This is a genomic window from Stenotrophomonas sp. SXG-1 (assembly GCF_014083965.1).
GTDB lineage: Bacteria > Pseudomonadota > Gammaproteobacteria > Xanthomonadales > Xanthomonadaceae > Stenotrophomonas > Stenotrophomonas geniculata.
In genome coordinates this window covers 1,209,301-1,225,953 of record NZ_CP046588.1, presented here as the reverse complement: position 1 = coordinate 1,225,953, position 16,653 = coordinate 1,209,301, and the positions used below count along the sequence as shown (strand labels likewise).

Annotated in this window: 20 protein-coding genes; 13 read left to right on the top strand and 7 right to left on the bottom strand. The window is 66.8% G+C overall.

What is annotated here, in order from left to right; genetic code table 11:
* Positions 1-63: 63 nt before the first annotated feature.
* A complete protein-coding gene (locus GOC52_RS05620) occupies positions 64-1,281 on the top strand; it encodes an RNA polymerase sigma factor (protein WP_043396739.1) in 1,218 nt (405 codons plus the stop codon).
* A 51-nt stretch (positions 1,282-1,332) separates the two neighbouring features.
* Here the strand turns inward: GOC52_RS05620 and GOC52_RS05615 are convergent, their stop codons facing one another.
* The gene (locus GOC52_RS05615) at positions 1,333-1,893 is read right to left on the bottom strand and encodes an EF-hand domain-containing protein (RefSeq protein WP_191850874.1); all 561 of its coding nucleotides are present in this window, start codon (positions 1,891-1,893) and stop codon (positions 1,333-1,335) included.
* 156 nt (positions 1,894-2,049) lie between these two features.
* Between GOC52_RS05615 and GOC52_RS05610 the strand changes: the two genes are divergently transcribed.
* The gene (locus GOC52_RS05610) at positions 2,050-2,805 is read left to right on the top strand and encodes an arginyltransferase (RefSeq protein ID WP_191850872.1); all 756 of its coding nucleotides are present in this window, start codon (positions 2,050-2,052) and stop codon (positions 2,803-2,805) included.
* Between the two features lie 38 nt (positions 2,806-2,843).
* Positions 2,844-4,061, top strand: a complete 1,218-nt coding sequence (locus GOC52_RS05605) for an endonuclease/exonuclease/phosphatase family protein (RefSeq protein WP_191850870.1) — start codon at positions 2,844-2,846, stop codon at positions 4,059-4,061.
* Positions 4,062-4,207: 146 nt separating this feature from the next.
* Here GOC52_RS05605 and purT read toward each other — a convergent pair whose 3' ends face one another.
* Complete coding sequence (purT, locus tag GOC52_RS05600) at positions 4,208-5,395, bottom strand: formate-dependent phosphoribosylglycinamide formyltransferase (protein WP_043396745.1); 1,188 nt, start codon at positions 5,393-5,395, stop codon at positions 4,208-4,210.
* 137 nt (positions 5,396-5,532) lie between these two features.
* On the opposite strand from purT, the gene GOC52_RS05595 reads away from it, so the two are divergent.
* The 5 genes from GOC52_RS05595 to GOC52_RS05575 are packed head-to-tail and all read left to right on the top strand — an operon-like array spanning position 5,533 to position 8,231.
* The gene (locus tag GOC52_RS05595; RefSeq protein WP_043396748.1) at positions 5,533-6,414 is read left to right on the top strand and encodes an SPFH domain-containing protein; all 882 of its coding nucleotides are present in this window, start codon (positions 5,533-5,535) and stop codon (positions 6,412-6,414) included.
* 45 nt (positions 6,415-6,459) lie between these two features.
* Positions 6,460-6,639 carry a type II toxin-antitoxin system antitoxin gene (locus tag GOC52_RS05590; protein ID WP_010483358.1) on the top strand — a complete coding sequence of 60 codons (180 nt, stop codon included), beginning with the start codon at positions 6,460-6,462 and terminating at the stop codon, positions 6,637-6,639.
* A complete protein-coding gene (locus tag GOC52_RS05585; protein ID WP_010483360.1) occupies positions 6,636-6,815 on the top strand; it encodes a DUF4177 domain-containing protein in 180 nt (59 codons plus the stop codon). The genes GOC52_RS05590 and GOC52_RS05585 overlap by 4 nt, the downstream gene beginning before the upstream one ends.
* A gap of 3 nt (positions 6,816-6,818) precedes the next feature.
* Positions 6,819-7,412: a PH domain-containing protein gene (locus GOC52_RS05580; protein WP_043396750.1), complete on the top strand. Its 594-nt coding sequence runs from the start codon at positions 6,819-6,821 to the stop codon at positions 7,410-7,412.
* A gap of 9 nt (positions 7,413-7,421) precedes the next feature.
* Positions 7,422-8,231 (top strand): M15 family metallopeptidase, encoded by an 810-nt coding sequence (locus tag GOC52_RS05575; RefSeq protein ID WP_010483364.1) that lies wholly within the window; start codon positions 7,422-7,424, stop codon positions 8,229-8,231.
* A 159-nt stretch (positions 8,232-8,390) separates the two neighbouring features.
* Here the strand turns inward: GOC52_RS05575 and GOC52_RS05570 are convergent, their stop codons facing one another.
* From GOC52_RS05570 to GOC52_RS05555, 4 genes are all read right to left on the bottom strand, one after another.
* Positions 8,391-8,762, bottom strand: a complete 372-nt coding sequence (locus tag GOC52_RS05570) for a DUF423 domain-containing protein (protein ID WP_043396757.1) — start codon at positions 8,760-8,762, stop codon at positions 8,391-8,393.
* Positions 8,763-8,865: 103 nt separating this feature from the next.
* On the bottom strand, positions 8,866-9,939 hold the full coding sequence (locus GOC52_RS05565; protein ID WP_021203110.1) for a polyketide cyclase: 1,074 nt from the start codon (positions 9,937-9,939) through the stop codon (positions 8,866-8,868).
* A gap of 234 nt (positions 9,940-10,173) precedes the next feature.
* On the bottom strand, positions 10,174-10,815 hold the full coding sequence (locus tag GOC52_RS05560; RefSeq protein WP_005408537.1) for a response regulator: 642 nt from the start codon (positions 10,813-10,815) through the stop codon (positions 10,174-10,176).
* Positions 10,815-12,017, bottom strand: coding sequence for a sensor histidine kinase (locus tag GOC52_RS05555; protein WP_043396763.1), 1,203 nt, complete (start codon positions 12,015-12,017; stop codon positions 10,815-10,817). Before GOC52_RS05555 ends, GOC52_RS05560 begins: the two co-directional genes overlap by 1 nt.
* Before the next feature lie 153 nt (positions 12,018-12,170).
* Between GOC52_RS05555 and GOC52_RS05550 the strand changes: the two genes are divergently transcribed.
* From GOC52_RS05550 to GOC52_RS05530, 5 genes are read left to right on the top strand one after another with little or no spacing between them, the layout of a single operon-like run.
* A complete protein-coding gene (locus GOC52_RS05550) occupies positions 12,171-12,767 on the top strand; it encodes a GNAT family N-acetyltransferase (RefSeq protein WP_010483371.1) in 597 nt (198 codons plus the stop codon).
* On the top strand, positions 12,713-13,558 hold the full coding sequence (minC, locus tag GOC52_RS05545; protein ID WP_010483373.1) for a septum site-determining protein MinC: 846 nt from the start codon (positions 12,713-12,715) through the stop codon (positions 13,556-13,558). Before GOC52_RS05550 ends, minC begins: the two co-directional genes overlap by 55 nt.
* Before the next feature lie 37 nt (positions 13,559-13,595).
* Complete coding sequence (gene minD / locus GOC52_RS05540) at positions 13,596-14,405, top strand: septum site-determining protein MinD (protein ID WP_010483375.1); 810 nt, start codon at positions 13,596-13,598, stop codon at positions 14,403-14,405.
* Between the two features lie 2 nt (positions 14,406-14,407).
* A complete protein-coding gene (gene minE, locus GOC52_RS05535) occupies positions 14,408-14,668 on the top strand; it encodes a cell division topological specificity factor MinE (RefSeq protein WP_004148073.1) in 261 nt (86 codons plus the stop codon).
* Between the two features lie 45 nt (positions 14,669-14,713).
* Positions 14,714-15,196: a hypothetical protein gene (locus tag GOC52_RS05530; RefSeq protein WP_010483381.1), complete on the top strand. Its 483-nt coding sequence runs from the start codon at positions 14,714-14,716 to the stop codon at positions 15,194-15,196.
* Between the two features lie 120 nt (positions 15,197-15,316).
* Here the strand turns inward: GOC52_RS05530 and GOC52_RS05525 are convergent, their stop codons facing one another.
* Entirely contained in the window at positions 15,317-16,573 is a 1,257-nt protein-coding gene (locus GOC52_RS05525; protein WP_049411403.1) for a DUF819 family protein, read from the bottom strand.
* Positions 16,574-16,653 lie beyond the last annotated feature (80 nt).

The following is a 16,653-nucleotide window of genomic DNA, read 5'->3' as shown; positions in this document are numbered from 1 at the left end:
CTGCGGTCACATTGGGCGCGCAGCTCCGTCATGGGACACAATCCCAGCAGGAGAGCCGCCGCCATGACGACGTTCGCCGCATCGATCGACCAGACCCTGGAACGCGAACTGCCCGCTGCCGCCAGCGGTTGCCAGCACGCCTACGGGCGCATCGTGCTGGCCTGCCAGAACACGGTCACCGCCATCGCGCTGGCCATCACCCGCGACCGCCAGGCCAGCGAGGACATTGCCCAGGAAGCCTTTGTGAAGGGCTGGCAGCAGCTGCACCAGCTGCGCAGCGCGACCAGCTTCCTGCCGTGGCTGCGGCAGATCACCCGCAACCTGGCCCGCGACTGGCTGCGCGCCCAGCGTGGCCGTCCACTGACCGGCGAGGCGGCCGAGGTGGCGATGGGGATGGCCGCAGATCCGTCGCCGGGCGCCGCCGATCGCCTGCAGCGGGTGGAGGAAGAAATCGCCGCCGAGGACATCATCTCCACCCTACCCGCCGACAGCCGCGAAGTGCTGTTGCTGTACTACCGCGAAGGCCAGCGCTCGCAGCAAGTGGCCGACCTGCTCGGTCTCAGCGACGCGGCGGTGCGCAAGCGCCTGTCGCGCGCCCGCACCCTGGTGCGCGACGGCCTGCTGCAGCGCTTCGGTGAGTTCGCACGCAGCAGCGCGCCGAGCGCTGCATTCGCCACCGCCGTGGTGTCGATGGTCCTGGTGGCCGCACCCGGCACCGCCAGTGCCGCGATCCTGCTCAGCACCGGCGTCGGCGTGGGCGGCAGCAAGCTGGGCCTGGGCGGCGTCAGTGCCGCAGGCGGCGCAGCCATGGGTTCACTGACGGCCGCCGCCAGCCAGCTGCACCTGATACCCGCCAGCAACTGGGCCGCCGTTGCCGGGGGCGTCGTCGGTGGCATCATCGGCAGCTATCTGGGGGGCCGCTTCCTGCTGCGCTTCGCAGACACCCCGCAGGAACGGGCGGCCGTGCGACGGTTCGTGCACCTCAATACGTTCACTGCGATGGTCGTCTGCACCAGCCTGTTGGTTTCGCTGATGCTGCAGGTGCCGCTGTGGCTGCAACTTGCCATTCTCGTCATCGGCCTGGGTACGGTGAACTACCAGTGCCTGGTGCCGCTGCAGCGCGTGATGGCCCCCATGATCGCGCGTGATTCGGCGCGGCGCGGCCGCAGCGGAACCAACTGGCAATACGAATCCGTCTACGGGCGCACCGGCATCATCGGCGCGAACGTCTTCGTGATCGCCCTGGTGGTGTATGCATTGATGCGCAGCGGAAACGTATAACGGACAACGCCGGCAGTCTGCCGGCGTTGTCGTCATTCACTGCGTCGACCCTCAGCGCTGCGGCGCCGGTGCGCCACCGTCGCGCGGACCGCCATGGCGCGGGCCACCGTGCATCGGGCCCTTGGCGGCGTCGAACTCGGCCTTGCTCAGCTGGCCGTCCTTGTTGGTGTCGGCGGCAGCGAACCAGGCATCACGATGCTGCTTCATACGCAGCTCGCGGTCGGCCTTGTCCAGGTAGCCGTCCTTGTTCAGATCACGCTGGTCGAAGCGCGCGGCCAGGCGCGGGTCGGCCTTGGCTTCCTCGCGGCTGATGCGGCCGTCCTTGTTGGCGTCCAGCTTGGCCCAGCGCTCACCGCCGTGGCCACGGCGACCATGCTTCCAGCGCGGCAGCTCATCGCGCGAGAGCTTGCCGTCCTTGTTCTTGTCCAGCTCGTCGAACTTCGCGGCCAGGCGCGGGTTGGCAGCGGCTTCGCCGCGGTCGATGACGCCGTCGCCGTTGGTGTCCAGCTTGGCCGGACGCTGCGCGGGCGTGGCCGGGGTGTCGGCAGCGAGCGCGATACCGGAAGCGGAGGTGCCGAGCAGCAGGGCCAGCAGCAGGGGGGTACGGATCATGAGGTCACTCCTGGGGATGGGAACAGCGTCGGGGTGATCACTTCACCCTCGGGGGACAACAACGCCCGGGCGCGACATCGGTTGACGCCGCTGCCGGTGCCATTCATCCGGCGGACAGTCGCCGCCACTGCGACAACCTGGGGCTATGCTGTGCCCATGGCGATGCATGGCGACAGAGACGACGAACTGCGACTTTTCCAGACCGGCGAGCACCCCTGCGGGTACTGGTCGGACCGGGTGGCACGCGACCTGGTGCTGGACCCGAACGACCGCCGCCTCGGTGCGCTCTATCCGCTGGCACTGAGCTGGGGCTTCCGCCGCAGCGGCGATCTGGTCTACCGGCCCCATTGCGCGCACTGCCAGGCCTGCGTGGCGGTGCGGATCCCGGTGGCGCGCTTCGCTCCGGACCGCAGCCAGCGCCGCTGCGCCGCCCGCAATGCCGACCTGGAGGTACGGATCACCGCCGCCACCGCCCACGACGACCTGTTCGCGCTGTATCACCGCTACCTCACCCACCGCCACGCCAATGGCGGCATGGACGACCACGGCCCGCACGAATTCGAGCAGTTCCTGATCGGCAGCTGGTCGCACACCCGTTTCATGGAAATGCGCCTGCCCGGCCACGACGGCCAGCCCAGCCAACTGCTGGGGGTGGCGGTGACCGACGTCACCGAGCACGGCCTGTCGGCGGTCTACACGTTCTTCGACCCGGACCACGCCGCGCGCGGGCTGGGCACCTTCGCGATCCTGCAGCAGATTGAATGGGCGCGCCGCGAGGGCCTGCCACACGTGTACCTGGGCTACTGGATCCGCGGCCACCAGAAGATGGACTACAAGCGCCGCTTCCATCCGCTGGAGGCGTACGACGGCCGCCGCTGGCACGATTTCGACAACGAACTGGACGGGCGCTGACAAACCGCTGACACCAGGCCAGGTGCACAATACGGCCCATGAACATGACCCGCCGCCATCCCCTGATCCTCGCCCTGGCCCTGCTCTGCGGCGCCACCGCCCCTGCCTTCGCCACGTCCCCCGCGATGACCGAAAAGCCGTCCACTGCGCTGCGCCTGGCTACCTACAACACCTCGCTGTACTCCGACGACGCCGGTGGCCTGATCAAGGAACTGGAAGGCGACAGCGAGCACGCACGCAAGATCGCCGCGGTACTGCAGCAGGTGCGCCCGGATCTGGTGCTGCTGAACGAATTCGATTCCGACGACACCCATCGCGCCGCCGACCTGTTCCAGAAGCGCTACCTGGAAGTCGCCCAGCCCGGCGGCGGCAAGCCGCTGCACTTCGCCTACCGCTATCTGGCCCCGGTCAATACCGGCGTGCCCAGTGGCCTGGACCTGGACAACAACGGCGTGGTCGGCGGCGAAGGCCGCAGCCGCGGCAACGATGCGTGGGGCTACGGCCTGCACCCGGGCCAGTACGGCATGCTGGTGCTGTCGCGTTACCCGATCGATGAAGCCAAGGTACGCAGCTTCCAGCTGCTGAAATGGAGTGCGATGCCGGGTGCCATCCGCCCGGTCGATCCGCGTACCGGCCAGAGCTTCTACAACGACCAGGTGTGGTCGCAGCTGCGCCTGTCGTCGAAGTCGCATTGGGACGTGCCGGTGAAGACCCCGGCCGGCGTGGTGCATGCGCTGGTCTCGCACCCGACCCCGCCGGTGTTCGACGGCCCGGAGAAGCGCAACGCGGCGCGCAACCACGACGAGCTGCGCCTGTGGCAGGAGTACCTTTCCAAGGGTGACAAGCCGTGGCTGTGTGACGACAAGGGCCAGTGCGGTGGCCTGGCGCAGGACGCACGCTTCGTGATCCTCGGCGACCTGAACAACGACCCGGTCGATGGCGATGGCCGCCATGAGGCGATCGTCGAGCTGATCGAGAACGCCCGCGTGCTGCGCTACCCCACCCCGCGCAGCGTCGGCGGTGAGCAGACCAGCCTGGCCTATGCGGCCAAGGGCATCGAGCGCAAGGGCGCACCGTTCCACGCCACCGGCGACTTCGGCCCGAAGTCCGGCACCATGCGCCTGGACTACGTACTGCCCTCGACCGGTTTCGAGTACATCGGCAGCGGCATCTTCTGGCCGGCCAATGAAAGCCCGGAGGCGAAGATCGCCGACGGCAGCGACCACCACCTGGTGTGGGTGGACGTGAAGCCGTAAGGCAGATTGCGCTGTAGAGCCGAGCCCACGCTCGGCTCTCGCGCGCGGCACGGATTGAAAAGCAGCCGAGCGTAGCGTGGGCCCGGCTCTACAGGAAACTTACGCAGCGCAGGGAAAGCCGCCGGGCATGGCCCGGCGCTACCGCTTTACGGGCGCAGTTCGACGCCGATGGCGTCGGCGGCATCACGCGCGATGGCGCGTGCTTCGTCAATGGTTTCCGCGCGCGCCAGGGTCACGCCCACGCGGCGATGGCCGTGCACGCTCGGCTTGCCGAACAGGCGCACGGCGGTGTCCGGCACGTGCAGGGCGGCGGCGACGTTGTTGAAGTACGGCACGCCCTCGCCGTGCGCCAGCAGCGCGCACGAGGCCGACGCGCCGCTCTGGCGGATCACCGGAATCGGCAGGCCGAGGATGGCGCGCGCGTGCAGCGCGAACTCGCTCAGCTCCTGCGATACCAGCGTCACCAGGCCGGTGTCGTGCGGGCGCGGCGACACTTCGCTGAACCACACCTCATCACCCTTCACGAACAGCTCGACACCGAACAGGCCCCAGCCGCCGAGGTCGTCGGTGATCGCGCGCGAGATCTCTTCCGCGCGCGCCAGTGCCGCGCTCGACATCGGCTGCGGCTGCCAGCTTTCGCGGTAGTCGCCGTCCTTCTGCAGGTGGCCGATCGGCGCGCAGAACGAGGTACCGCCGGCGTGGCGCACGGTCAGCAGGGTGATCTCGTAATCAAAATCGATGAAACCTTCGACGATGCAGCGGCCCGCACCGGCACGGCCACCGGTCTGCGCGTACTCCCAGGCCGGGGCGATGTCCGCCTCGCTGCGCAGGGTGCTCTGGCCCTTGCCCGAGGACGACATCACCGGCTTGACCACGCACGGCAGGCCGATGGCGGCCACGGCAGCACGGTACTCGGCCTCGGTATCGACGAAGCGGTACGGCGAGGTCGGCAGGCCCAGGGTTTCGGCGGCCAGGCGGCGGATGCCTTCGCGGTCCATGGTCAGGCGTGCAGCACGCGCGGTCGGGATCACCCGCAGGCCCTGCTCCTGTTCCAGCTGGACCAGGGTCTCGGTGTGGATGGCCTCGATCTCCGGCACTACCAGGTGCGGCTGCTCCTGGGCGATCAGCGCGCGCAGGGCCATCGCGTCCAGCATGTCGATCACGTGCGAGCGGTGTGCGACCTGCATCGCCGGCGCGTCGGCGTAACGGTCGGCGGCGATCACCTCCACACCCAGCCGCTGCAGCTCGATGGCCACCTCCTTGCCGAGTTCGCCCGAGCCCAGCAGCAGCACGCGGGTGGCGGAGGGGGACAACGGAGTTCCAAGCTTGGCCATGGCAGTTCCAGCAGCGATGTGAAGGCGGGTGGGCATTCTAGCTGGCCGGGCACCCGGGCCATGGCATCCGACGAACGGTAGTCGACAAGTGATATCACTTTGATATCTTCACTTCGAACCCTCAAGGACGTACCGCCATGAAAGAGAAGTCGCTTGCCTCCCTCAACGGCCTCGGCACCCTGGCCGGATCCCTGCTGGCTGCGCTGGCCGGCGGCGCGCTGTTCGTGCTGGGGGTGGCGGCCAAGGCCAGCACCGGCTCGCCCAATCTGCTGCTGATGCTGGCCGGCGTGCTGGTGGTCGCTGCCGCGGTCTTCATCCTGGCCGGCCTGTACACCATCCAGCCCAATCAGGCGGCCGTGCTGAGCCTGTTCGGCAAGTACGTCGGCACCGTCAAGGACAACGGCCTGCGCTGGAACAACCCCTTCTACGCCAAGCGCCGGGTCAGCCAGCGCGTGCGCAACTTCGAGAGCGGCAAGCTGAAGGTCAACGAGCTGGACGGCAGCCCGATCGAGATCGCCGCAGTGATCGTCTGGCAGGTGGTCGACGCCTCCGAAGCGGTCTACAACGTGGACGACTACGAGAGCTTCGTGCACATCCAGTCCGAATCCGCGCTGCGCGCGATGGCCACCAGCTATCCCTACGACCAGCACGAGGACGGCCAGCTGGCCCTGCGAAGCCATGCCAACGAGATCTCCCAGCACCTGAAGAACGAGCTGGCCGAGCGCCTGGCCGATGCGGGTGTGCAGGTGATCGACGCGCGCATCAGCCACCTGGCCTACGCCGCTGAAATCGCCCAGGCGATGCTGCAGCGGCAGCAGGCCAACGCGGTGATCGCCGCGCGCACGCGCATCGTGGCCGGTGCGGTCGGCATGGTCGAGATGGCCCTGGCCGAACTGCAGAAGAACGGGGTGGTTGAGCTGGACGAGGAGCGCAAGGCGCACATGGTCAGCAACCTGCTGACCGTGCTGTGCTCTGACCGCGGCACCCAGCCGATCGTCAATGCCGGTTCGCTGTATTGAGCCACACTCGCAACGGGGCGCCCCACCGCCCCGCCAGGAGCCCCCATGAGTGAGAAGAAAGCCTATCCGCTGCGCATCAACGCCGAGGTCCTGGCCGCGGCGCAGCGCTGGGCCGACGACGAGCTGCGCAGCCTCAACGCGCAGATCGAATACGTGCTGCGCGACGCCCTGCGCAGGGCAGGACGCCTGCCGAAACCCACGCCATCGCCGGAGGACAAGGAATGAGCACGCGCTGGAGTTACCAGACCATCGAAGTGAAGACCACGATGATGGGCACCCTGAAGGCCGAGGACATCCAGAGTGAACTGACCCGCCAGGGCCAGCTTGGCTGGGAACTGGTCAACGTCATCATCCCGGCCCCGATGCGCCCGGCGATGCTGGTGTTCAAGAAGGAGGCCTGAACCATGGGCGGCAGCGACCCCAAACCCTTTGACGTGGCCGAGAGCTCGCCGCTGCGCGTGCTCTGGATCGTGCTGCCGCTGCTGGCTGCCTTCGTGGCCTGCCTGTACGCACAGCTGTACAAGGCACCGGCAGGCGCCCCCTGGATCGAAGTGACGCTGTCGCCGCCCTGGTTCCGGATGGGCGGCAGTGCGGCATGGAGCCTGATCGTCATCGCTGTACTCGCTGTCGGGCTGGGAGCCGCATTCTTCCGCCGCCGCGTGGCGCTGGCCGGCAACGTGCTGGACGTGCACTCGACGATGTATCGGCGGCGCGTACCGGTGGCGCAGCTGCGGCTGGACCAGGCCGAGGTGGTCGACCTGCAGCGTGACCGCCGCTACGGCATCCGTGTCAAAACCAATGGCTATTCAATGCCGGGCTTCTACTCGGGCCACTTCCGCCTGCAGGGCGGCGGCAAGGGCTTCGCCCTGGTCACCGACCGTGCGCGCGTCCTCGCCCTGCCGGTCAGTGATGGCAGCACGCTGCTGCTCAGCGTGGACCGGCCGCAGGCCCTACTCGATGCACTGCGCAAGGTGGCCGCGTCGGCGCCACGGCAGTAAGCTGCGGCGATGCAACGACGCGCCCCCCTGCTGATCAATACCGAGGCCATCGAGCTGTGGCCCGCCCACCTGCTGCGTGCACGCAGCAACCTGGATGCACGCCTGCTGTCGCAGGCGCACTGGGTGCTGCGGCGCAAGCGCGATGGCCGCTACCTGGCGGCGGTACTGGCGCAGGGTGTGCACGCCATGGTGCCGCGCCTGCCACGCGAGCCCGGGGTCGAGGAAGCACTGGCGCTGCTGGATGCCGCGGCAGCGCGGCCCTTCGCCGCCGGGCTGGAAGAACAATGGCTGCCGCTGGCCGGGTTGCAGCAGCGCCTGCAGCAGCTTGGCCTGGATGCACAGCGCTACGCAGACGGCAGCGGCTTGCCGCTGGAATCCGAACCGTGCCTGCTGCACTTCGCCGGTCGCGACCGCTTCGCCCGCCCATTGTGGCTGCGCCGTGGCGCCGCGCAGGGCTGGCGGCGGATGCAACTGCACGCGGCACAGGACGGAATTGCGCTGGACGCGATCTCCGGCTTCCGCAGCCATGCCTACCAGCTGGGCATCTTCGAACGGAAGCTGGCGCGCGGCTTGAGCGTGGCAGAGATCCTGAAGGTGAATGCCGCACCGGGGTTCAGCGAACACCACAGCGGCCACGCGCTGGACATCGGCACGCCGGGCGACGCGCCGGCCGAAGAATCGTTCGAAGCCACCGACGCGTTCGCGTGGCTGCAGGCCCATGCCGGTGAACACGGCTTCCATCTGAGCTACCCCCGCGACAACCCGCACGGAATCGTCTACGAACCGTGGCACTGGTGCTGGAAGCCGGCCAACGGCTGAGCCCCTCGTGGCGAAAGCCTGGGGCAATCAGTGCATGGCCGCAGGATGGAACAAGAGAGCAAAGACAAAAGCGGGTCGCTTCGCTCGAAGCCGAGCATGGCTCGGCTCTACAGAAGCTGACGGCGCAGCGGTGTCGTGCTTGGCCGATCTCCGCTGCCGTCACCGCCTCAACGCATTGATCCCCAGCAACACCCATCCGGCCATCATGCTGGTGCCGCCAATCGGTGCCATCCGCGTCGGCCACTGCCACAACGCGCCGCCCACCAGGCTGCCGGAAAACAGCAGCACTCCCAGCAGCAGCACGTACAGCGCCAGGTGCGCGATCGCTCCCTGCGCGCGCGGTCCGAGCGCCACCAGTACCGCACCATGCGCGAACGCATACAGCGCCGCCATGTTCAGATGCTGCTGCGCCAGCGGGTCGGCCACACCGTGCGAGGCGTAGGCCGACAGGCCGATCGAGACGGCGGCCAGCAGCGCACCCAGGCAGGCCAGCAGCGAAGGCTTACGTGCGCGACGTTCGAGATTGAACATGTGGGCTCCTTGCGCAGCGCCCTTGCCGGGCGCCAGATGAAAAAAAACGCGCCGCAATGAGCGGCGCGTTTTCGTGTCCAACACTACATGGGTCAGCCGAAGCTTACTTGACGGCCCAGTAGATGTCGTAGGTACCTTCCGGGGTGAACGACTTGTCGATGCCGTCCTTCCAGGTTTCGTACGGACGGTCGATCACTTCGTTGCCGGAAGTCACGGCCCAGGCACGCAGACCGTTGCGGGCCACGTCCAGACCCGCCATGTGGCCGGTGTAGGCGGCATGCGCCGAACGGTGCGGAGCCACATGCACGTACTTGACCGGAGCGCCACCGTCGATCTTGACGGTCAGCTCTTCAGCGGTGGCACCTTCAGCACCCTTCTTCTTCACCGGCTGGGCGATGTCGAAGGCGTACTTTTCCTGACCGAAGTCGGTGGTGATGATGCGGAACGGACCGGCGGCTTCAAGGCCATTGGCCTCCATCACGCGCTTGATCCACTCCTGGTTGTCCTTGATGGACTTGGTGATCGTGTCCTGACCACGGTCCACGTTACCGGCGTTGACGACCAGCAGGTCTTCAGCCGGCACGTCGACGATGCCCAGATCGGTCAGCGGGGCTTCCGGGGTGCGGTAGTCCACGTTCGGGACGGTGGCCAGCATGTTGGCCATGCGCGACAGACCCATCTTGATGTCGTCGCCGATCTGGCGGCTGACATACAGGCCTGCATAACGGCCGAACAGGTCAAAGCCGTACTTCACCGAGTAGTCCTGGGTGATCTTGACGTTGCGGCCACCCTTGCCGGTCGGCTCCAGCGTGAAGGTGGTGATCTTGTCGTGACCCTTGGTGGCGTCATCGATGGCGATCGCAACACGCTTGTTCTCTTCGGCTTCGGTGATCTTCCAGGAACCGGTGCCCAGGTCCTTGGAGGTGAAGTCGAGAGTGGCACCGACGCCGGAGGCCGGGCCGGACAGCTTCAGTTCAACGGCGGGATCGCGCAGTACCAGCGGGTTCCAGTCCTTGAAGCGGCGCAGGCTGCTGACCGTGTCGTACACGATCGTCATCTTGCGGTTGGTCTCGATGCTTTCGGTGATGTGACGCTCGCCCGGCAGACATACGCCAATGATGACGAACAGGCCAGCCACGATCCCCAAGGCGATCAGGAACTCGATAATACGGGTCATTCAGAGAGTCTCCGGGGCCGATCCCACGGCCGGGTTGATTGAAGCGAAGCGCCAATCCTAGCAGGCTTCGCGGGCATTGTTTATCGGGATTGGCGCACCGGTTTCCCTGCCGGCTGCGTATTTGTATGGACAAAGAATTCGAAGGGTACCGCATACCGATACCCGTGAAGTAGGGGGCAACCCCACCCGAGGGCCATGCCTGGGCCTCAAGTCATTGTCCTGAAAAGGTTTTCCTCAGACCAGCTGAAGCTCGAACGCCTTCAGTACGGCACGCGTACGGTCGCGCACGCCCAGCTTGGACAGGATGTTGGACACGTGGTTCTTGATGGTGCCTTCGGCCACACCCAGCGAATTGGCGATCTCCTTGTTGGAGAAGCCACTGGCCATCAGGCGCAGGATCTCGGTCTCGCGGTCGGTCAACGGGTCCGGCCGGTCCAGGCTGACGAACTCGTTGCGCATGTGCTCCAGGCCGGACAGCAGGCGCTGGGTCACGGCCGGCTGCACCAGCGAACCGCCTTCGGCCACGGTGCGGATGGCACCGACCAGCTGCGCCAGGGTCACGTCCTTGAGCAGGTAGCCCTTGGCACCGGCCTTGAGCCCGGCCAGCACCAGCTGGTCGTCGTCGAAGGTGGTGAGGATGATGGTCGGCGGCAGCTGCTCCTGGCGCGACAGCACCTGCAGCGCCTCCAGCCCGGACATCACCGGCATGCGCATGTCCATCAGCACCACGTCGGGACGCACCTGCGGTATCAGCTCGACCGCCTGCCGGCCATCGCCGGCCTCGGCCACCACCTCGATACCGTCGTCGAGCGCCAGCAGGGAGCGGATTCCCTGCCGCACCAGGGTTTGGTCGTCGACCAGGCAGACGCGAATCATCAACGCACTCCTTCAGGAACCTTGGTAAGGGCGGCCACCAGCACCGTTGCCGGCACCGTCGCCCGCAACCGGAAGCCTTCACCGGGCCGGGTTTCGACCTGCAGCTGGCCACCACATTGTTGCAGGCGCTCGCGCATGCCGCGCAAGCCATTGCCCACATTGACCATATCCGCGCCGACACCGTCGTCGCGGGCCTCCACCACCACCCGGTCGGGGGCTTCACGGTACACCTTGATCCACAGGTGGCGGGCGCCGGCGTGGCGCACCGCGTTGGTGATGATCTCCTGGGTGCAGCGCAGCAGCACGTGGGCCCTCTGCGGGTCCTCCACGTTCAGCGGATCCTCGATGTCCAGCTGGATGTCCAGCGAAGGCACATTCTCGGTCAGCGGGCGCAGTGCCGCGGCCAGATCGATGGCGCCGGTCTCACGCAGCTGGCTGACCACCTCGCGCACGTTGCCCAGCAACAGCTTGGCCAGGGCGTGCGAGCGCTTCACATGGTCCAGCGCCTGGCCCTCGGCCAGGTGGCCGGCCACTTCCAGGTTCAGGGTCAGCGCAGTCAGCTGATGCCCCAGAAGATCGTGCAGCTCACGCGAAATGCGGGTTCGCTCATTGACCCGGGCGCTTTCGGCCAGCAGGGCGCGGGTGGCGCGCAGCTCCGAATTGAGCCTTCGCTGCTCGTCGCGGGCCTGGGTCTGCTGTCGCGCGACAAGGCTGGTCACGAAGATGAACATGGAAAAGCCGCCATACAGCAGCGATTGCATCACGGCTTCGAACAGCGGGAAGTGCAGCAGCATGTAATAGACCGGGGCCACCGCCAGCTGGCTGACCAGCAGCCACAGCACGCACAGGCGCGCCGACAGCATCCACGGAATGACGCCGGCAGCCACCATCATCAGGATGCTGCCAAGGCCGGAACCACTGAGGTAGCTGACGCCGAGCGCCGAAACCGTCAGCAGCAGCAGCAGGCCGCGGTCCAGCCAGGTGGTGTGACTGTCGCTGTCGCTGCGCAGGAGGCGGGTCAGCCAGTAGTACGCGGCGCCGAAGGACAGGTAGGCGACGAACAGCAGGATCGCCCAGCTGCCCATATCGCTGCGGCTGTGCAGGTTCTCGAACTGCGAGTACGCCAGTGGCAGGCCGACCATGACCCAGGTAAACAGGCCGGCCAGACGGAGGACGCGGGTATGGCTGAGGACTCCCAACATGCCAGCACTCTACGGGCCCGGCCTGCGTCGCGCACTCCCACGGAAGTCATGCATCTGCGGCCCCCTGTTCATGCCGCAGCCCACCCCGGGCATGCAATAATCGTGCGCAGGGTCCAATTTGACGGACCAACCGCGTTACCCCACGGAGTCACAATGTCGATTGTCATCCGCGACGTGCGCGAGCACGAGCTCGATTCCGTCCTGGCTTTGAACAACAACGCTGGCCTGGCCATCCTTCCCCTGGATGCGGCCCGCCTGCGCCTGTTCTACGAAACCGCTGAGTATTTCCGCGTCGCCGAGCGCGACGGCAACCTGGCCGGTTTCCTGATCGGCTTCGGCAGCGACAGCCAGCACGACAGCAGCAACTTCGCCTGGTTCAAGCAGCAGCTGGACACCCCGTTCTTCTATATCGACCGCATCGTGGTCGCCAGCCGCCGTCGTGGCGGTGGCGTCGGCCGTGCGTTCTATGCCGACGCGCAGAGCTTCGCCGAGCTGCGCTACCCGCAGATGACCTGCGAAGTCTTCCTCGACCATGGCGCCGATGCCGCCCTGCTCTTCCACGGCAGCTTCGGCTTCCGCGAGCTGGGCCAGAACACCATGCCGCAGGTCGATGTGCGCGCCAGCATGCTGGCCAAGGAACTGTGCAGCTACCCGTGGGTCCAGGAGACCTACGGCGGCAAGCTGCCGGATGTGGCATGGACACGTGCCCGGCAGCTGCCGGCACAGGCACAGCGGCCGACGGGGACCTGAGCGTGGCGGTGAATTTCGATTACGAACAGGCCGGTGAACTGAAGATCGGCCAGGTGGGCGTCGCCAACCTGCGCATCCGCACCCTTGATGTCGAGCGCCTTGTGCAGGAAATGCGTGAACGCGTCACCCGTGCGCCGAAACTGTTCGGCCGCGCGGCGGTGATCCTCGACTTCGGCGGCCTGAGCCAGGTGCCGGACGTGGTTACCGCGCAGGCGCTGGTCGATGGCCTGCGCAGTGCCGGCGTGCTGCCGGTGGCGTTGGCCTATGGCACCAGCGCGGTCGACCTGCTCTCGCAGCAGCTCGGGCTGCCCCTGCTGGCCAAATTCCGCGCCCAGTACGAGCGTGCCGAGGCCGAGCCGGCTCCGCCGCCGTCCGCGCCTGAACCGCGTCGCGCGGCCCGTGCCGAACCGAAGCCGGCGCCGGCCACGCCGGTGGCCAAGGTCGCCGACGCCGCCGCACCGCAACCCGGCCGCATGCAGCTGGGCAACGTGCGTTCGGGCCAGCAGCTGTACGCTGAGAACTGCGACCTGACCGTGATGGCCACCGTCGGTGCCGGCGCCGAAGTCATCGCCGACGGCAGCATCCATATCTACGGCACCCTGCGCGGCCGCGCGCTGGCAGGGGCCCAGGGCAACACCGCGGCACGCATTTTCTGCCGTGATTTCCATGCGGAACTGGTGGCCATTGCAGGCCACTACAAGGTACTGGACGATGTCCCGGACAACCTGCGCGGCAAAGCCGTGCAGGTGTGGCTGGAACAGGACCAGATCAAGATCGCTGCGCTGGACTGACGCAGCTCCAAACTCATGCAGAACCAGGAGAAGTCCTTTGGCTGAAATCATCGTAGTCACCTCCGGCAAGGGCGGCGTCGGCAAGACCACTTCCAGCGCGAGCCTGGCCTGCGGCCTGGCACGGCGCGGCAAGAAGGTGGCGGTGATCGACTTCGACGTCGGCCTGCGCAACCTCGACCTGATCATGGGCTGCGAACGCCGCGTGGTGTACGACTTCGTCAACGTCGTGCACGGCGAAGCGACCCTCAAGCAGGCCCTGATCAAGGACAAGCGCTTCGAGAACCTGTACGTGCTGGCCGCCTCGCAGACCCGCGACAAGGACGCACTGACCCAGGAAGGCGTGGGCAAGGTCCTGAAGGACCTGGCCGCCGACGGTTTCGATTACATCATCTGCGATTCCCCGGCCGGCATCGAGAAGGGCGCCTTCCTGGCGATGTACTTCGCCGACCGCGCCGTGGTGGTGGTAAACCCGGAAGTGTCGTCGGTGCGCGACTCGGACCGCATCATCGGCCTGCTCGATTCGAAGACCCACAAGGCCGAGTCCGGCCAGGACGTGCCGGCCTTCCTGCTGCTGACCCGCTACACCCCGCTGCGCGTGGAAAGTGGCGAGATGCTCAGCATCGCCGACGTCGAGGAAGTGCTCGGCCTGAAGGCGATTGGCGTGATCCCCGAGTCGGGTGACGTGCTCAACGCCTCCAACAAGGGCGAGCCGGTCATCCTGGATGTCGAGTCCGCTGCCGGCCAGGCCTACGACGACGCAGTCGCGCGCATCCTCGGCGAAGAACGCCCGATGCGCTTCACCAACGTCGAGAAGAAGGGCTTCTTCAGCAAGCTGTTCGGAGGGTAAGCATGGGCCTGTTTGATTTCCTCAAAGCGAAGAAGACCACCGCCGAAACCGCCAAGAACCGCCTGCAGATCATCATCGCGCAGGAACGCAGCAACCGTGGCGGCCCCGATTACCTGCCGCTGCTGCAGCGTGAGCTGCTGGAAGTGATCAAGAAGTACGTGAACATCGACGTCGATGCGGTGAAGGTCGACCTGGTGAAGGATGGCCAGCACGACGTGCTGGACATCTCCGTGGCGCTGCCTGAAGGCCCGGACAAACCCTGATCTCCTGCCCCGCCCGTGCCTGCATGGGCGGGGCTGCCCAACCGCATGACCGATACGACAACCGCCGTGGACATCACCTGCGTGGGCGACATCGCCTTCGCCGATGCGCAGCGCCTGCTCGCCGCGCATGGCCTGCGGCTGCACCACGTCGCGGCCGGTGAACCGATTCCCGGCAGCTACTGGGGCGAGCCCGAGGCCGGCATCATCGCCAGCAACGTGTATGTGCGCGACGACACTCCCGTACATTCGATGCTGCACGAAGCCTGCCACCTGATCGTGCTGCCACCGGAGCGGCGTGCGCAGGTGCATACCGACGCCACCGACTCGGTGGCCGAGGAAGATGCCACCTGCTACCTGCAGATCGTGCTGGCCGGGCAGCTGCCGGGTGTTGGCACTGCGCGGCTGATGGCCGACATGGATGCCTGGGGGTATACGTATCGGCTGGGATCCACCAAGGCGTGGTTTGAACAGGACGCCGAGGATGCGCGGGCGTGGTTGATCGAACGCGGGTTGCTGCAGGCGGCGTAACCGCCATCCACGCATGGCGTGGATCTACTGTAGAGCCGAGCCCATGCTCGGCTGCTCTTCGCTGTCACGAGCGCGAATGCAAAGCCAGAAGCAGCCGAGCATGGGCTCGGCTCTACAGGATCACCCCTGCCCGGCCAGCGCGCGCAGGGTAATACCGACGATGTAGGCCAGGTACGTGCCGGTCGCATAGCCCATCGTGCCCAGCAGCACGCCCACCGGCGCCAGCGCCGGATGGAACGCGGCCGCCACTACCGGCGCCGAGGCCGGGCCACCGATGTTCGATTGCGAACCGATCGCGAAATAGAAGAACGGCACCTTCAGCAGCTTGCCCAGGCACCACAGCAGCACGATGTGCACGGCAATCCAGATCAGGCCGAGCAGGAACAGCCACGGGCGATCCAGCAGCGCCAGCAGATCCATCTGCATGCCGATGCAGGCGATCAGGAAATACAGCAGCAGCGAGCCCAGCCGCGAGGCGCCCGCCCCTTCCAGGGTACGTGCACGGGTGAAGCTCAGGCTCAGGCCCAGCGAGGTCGACAGCACCACCACCCACACGAACGGCGCATCCAGGCTGAACTGCGAAGCCCAGCTGACGTTGGCCTTGAACCACGCCGCCAGCGGCGCGCCGATGGCGTGCGACAGGCCCACGCCACCGAAGGCCACCGCCACGATCAGCATCAGGTCGGTAAGGCTGGGAATGCGCTCGTGCTCGGCCTGGAAGCGCGCGATGCGCTCCTTCAGTTCATCGATGGCCGAAGTATCGGCGCCGCTGCGTGCATCAATCTTCGCGGCGCGCCCGGCCAGGAAGATCAGTGCCGCCATCCATACATAGCCCACGCCGACATCGACCACCGCGAACTGGCCGAAGGTGGTTGCATTGACGTCGAACACTTCGCGCATCGCCAGCATGTTGGCACCGCCGCCGATCCAGCTGCCCGCCAGGGCGGCCATGCCGGCCCAGGTGTCACCGGCCACGGTTTCCGGATGCACCGCGCGCATCAACAGGAACGCCACCACCGCGCCGAGCATGATGCTGGCCGACGCGCCCAGGTACATCAGCACCAGCTTCGGGCCCAGCCGCAGGATGCCCTTGATGTCCACCGCCAGCGTCAGCAGGATCAGCGCCGCCGGCAGCAGGATGTCGCGTGCGATCGGGTTGTAGAGCTTGGTGTTCTGGCCATCGATGAGGCCGACGGTATTGTAGATGCCGGGAATCAGGTAGCACAGCAGCAGCGCCGGCACGAACGTGTAGAAGCGCTTCCACAGGCCCTGCTCGCGCGAGGCGGTCCAGAACACGGCGCCGAGGGTGGCGGCGATCAAGCCGAAGACGACGATGTCGTTCTGGATCATGCAGGTGCTCTTGTAGAGCCGAGCCATGCTCGGCTGCTGTTGGCGAAGGTGTGCCGACCAACGGTCGGCACCCACCGGCGGGAACATCGGCACCCACCGTCGAAAAC